Origin of the sequence: Ramlibacter sp. (genome assembly GCF_035706265.1) — a bacterium.
Taxonomy (GTDB): domain Bacteria; phylum Pseudomonadota; class Gammaproteobacteria; order Burkholderiales; family Burkholderiaceae_C; genus Ramlibacter.
The window spans coordinates 1-2,756 of the sequence record NZ_DASSVG010000308.1 but is presented as its reverse complement, the minus strand read 5'-3'; the positions used below and the strand labels follow the sequence as shown (position 1 = coordinate 2,756).

Sequence of the window (2,756 nt, the reverse complement as noted above, 5' to 3'; positions counted from 1 at the left end):
GATCTGCCAGCAGCGCGACAACCCGGCCTGCGCGGACAGCGAGCATGCGGCGGCGGGAGAGGCGGGGGATCCGGGCTTGCACGTGCACCTGCCCATGGCTTTGCCCGAGGCGCCCTTCATCCACACGGTGCGCCCCAAGGTGGCCATCCTGCGCGAACAAGGCGTCAACTCCCACGTCGAAATGGCCTACGCCTTCACCCTGGCCGGCTTCGACGCCGTCGACGTCCACATGACGGACCTGCAAACCGGCCGGCACCAGCTCGCCGACTTCCTCGGCGTGGTCGCCTGCGGCGGCTTCAGCTACGGCGACACGCTGGGCGCGGGCATCGGTTGGGCGCGCAGCATCACCTTCAACCCGGCGCTGTCGCAGCAGTTCCAGGCCTTCTTCGCCCGCCAGGACACCTTCGGCCTGGGCGTGTGCAACGGCTGCCAGATGTTCGCCGAGCTGGCCGACATCATCCCCGGCGCGCAGGACTGGCCGCGCTTCACCACCAACCGCAGCGAGCGCTTCGAGGCGCGGCTGTCGATGGTGGAAGTGCTGGATTCGCCCAGCCTGTTCTTCCGCGGCATGGCCGGCGCGCGGCTGCCGATCGCCGTGGCGCACGGCGAGGGCTACCCCAACTTCGCGCGCCGCGGCAATGCGGAGCGCGCGATCGCTGCGCTGCGTTTCGTCGACCACCACGGCCAGCCCACCGAGCGCTATCCGTTCAACCCGAACGGCGGCGCGGGCGGCCTCACCGGCGTGACCACGGCCGACGGCCGCTTCACCGCCCTGATGCCGCACCCGGAGCGCGTGTTCCGCAACATCCAGCTCTCCTGGACCTCGGGCGACCCTTCGGCCTTCAGCCCCTGGATGCAGATCTGGCACAACGCGCGCAAGTGGGTCGGTTGACCCGCCGCCTTTCTTTCCTATCCTGAAGAAGAGAAGCAGTGACCCAAAGACGCCAACTCGTGAAAGCCCTGGCCGCCACGCCGGCCGCCCTGCTCGCCGCCTCCTGGACGGCCGCGCGTGCCCAGGGCGAGTATCCCGCCCGCCCGATCCGCATGGTCGTGCCCTTCGCCGCCGGCTCCACGCCCGACGTGTTCGCGCGCATCGTGAGCGACCGCGCCTCGCAGGGCCTCAAGCAGCCGATCGTGGTGGAGAACCGCCCCGGCGCCGGCGGCAACCTCGGCACCGACGTGGTGGCCAAGGCGGCGCCGGACGGCTACACCATCGGCGCCTCGATCACCGGCCCGCTGGTGAACAACGTGGTCCTGTACAAGAAGATGCCGTACGACCCGTTCAAGGACCTGGCGCCGATCACCTTCGGCGTGCACCAGCCGAACGTGATCGCGGTCAGCCCCTCGCTGGGCGTGAACACGCTCAAGGAGTTGATGGACCTGCTGCGGAAGAACCCGGGCAAGTACAACTACGCCTCGATCGGCGTCGGCAGCCTGTCGCACCTGAGCATGGAGATGCTCAAGTCGCTGACGCACAGCTTCGTGGTGCACGTGCCGTACAACTCGTCGCCGGCCGCCGTCACCAGCGTGCTGCAGGGCGACACCCACATGACCAGCCTCGCGCCGCTGGCCGTGATTCCGCAGGTGCAGGCCGGCAAGCTGAAGGCGGTGGCGGTGTCGACCCCGCGTCGCGCGGCGCTGCTGCCCAACGTGCCGACGCTGCGCGAGCAGGGCGTGCCCATGGACGGCAGCGCCTGGATCGGCCTGGTGGCGCCCGCGGGCACGCCGGCGCCCATCATCGCGCGCCTGAACCGCGAGTTCGTGGCCGCCATGCGCGATCCGGCCACCAACGAGAAGCTCAAGGCGCAGTACATGGATGCCGACCCCGGCACCCCGGCGCAGTTCGCCGCCTTCATGCAGGCCGAACTGGCCAAGTGGGGCCCGGTGATCAAGCGCAGCGGCGCGACCATCGACTAGTCCTACACCGATCGCCTGCGGTCGCGCACGGCCGGATGCGCCCGGCGGCGGAAGAATCGTGGTTGCGAAGCTTCCCCGCTGAAAGGAGCGCTGATGAAGTATTCCCGCATCCTCTTCGCGGCCGTGGCGTGCGCCACGGCGTTCGCAGCGCAGGCGCAGGTGGGCACCCATGGCGAGGTCGGCGGCACGCCGGCGGAGGCCCAGGCCAAGGCGACGCCGGCCCGACCCAGCTGGGCCACCAGGAACCCGTGGTCCACCTCGTACAACCCGCTGATCGACTTCCGCAGCCTGAAGACGCGCGAGCAGGTGCGCGCGGAACTGATGGAGGGCCGCCGCGCGCTGCTGGCCTACGAAGGCTACCTGCAGCCCACCGACCGCGCCTTCGCCTACCGCACGCCGCCGCTGGCGTACTGACCGCCGGGCGTCAGCCGCCGCGCCGGCGCCAGGCCTTCTCCACTTCCACCGCGACCCACACCAGGGCCGCCACGCCAACGCATGCCCCGAGCTCGCCCGCCGACAGCGGCTGGGTGTGGAACACGGGGTTGAGCCAGGGCACGTAGATCGTCGCGAGCTGCAGCGCGAAGGTGAGCAGCACCGACAGCAGCAGCGGCACGTTGCTGCGCAGGCCCAGCCGCCACAGCGGCGTGGTCTCGGAGCGGATCGCCAGCACGTGCGCCATCTGGCCGAGCGTCAGCACCGTGAACACCATCGTCTGCCAGTGCGCGTCGCCGGCGGCCAGCGCCCAGGCCTGCACCGCCAGGCACAGGCCGGCCAGCAGCAGGCCGATCGCCAGCACGTGCTGCCACAGGCCGCGGGCAAACAGGCTTTCGGTCGGCGGC

Annotated in this window: 4 protein-coding genes; 3 read left to right on the top strand and 1 reads right to left on the bottom strand. The window is 70.7% G+C overall.

The genetic code is table 11. The annotated features are described in order from the left end of the window. The 3 genes from VFM98_RS11255 to VFM98_RS11245 form a co-directional block, all read left to right on the top strand. On the top strand, window positions 1-892 hold an 892-nt coding region (locus tag VFM98_RS11255; RefSeq protein WP_325110011.1), incomplete at its 5' end, for a phosphoribosylformylglycinamidine synthase subunit PurQ. A 38-nt stretch (window positions 893-930) separates the two neighbouring features. Then, the gene (locus tag VFM98_RS11250) at window positions 931-1,917 is read left to right on the top strand and encodes a tripartite tricarboxylate transporter substrate binding protein (protein WP_325110010.1); all 987 of its coding nucleotides are present in this window, start codon (window positions 931-933) and stop codon (window positions 1,915-1,917) included. 93 nt (window positions 1,918-2,010) lie between these two features. After that, a complete protein-coding gene (locus VFM98_RS11245; protein WP_325110009.1) occupies window positions 2,011-2,331 on the top strand; it encodes a hypothetical protein in 321 nt (106 codons plus the stop codon). A gap of 10 nt (window positions 2,332-2,341) precedes the next feature. Here VFM98_RS11245 and VFM98_RS11240 read toward each other — a convergent pair. Beyond that, a partial coding sequence (locus VFM98_RS11240) for a cation-translocating P-type ATPase C-terminal domain-containing protein (RefSeq protein ID WP_325110008.1) occupies window positions 2,342-2,756 on the bottom strand: 415 nt, incomplete at its 5' end.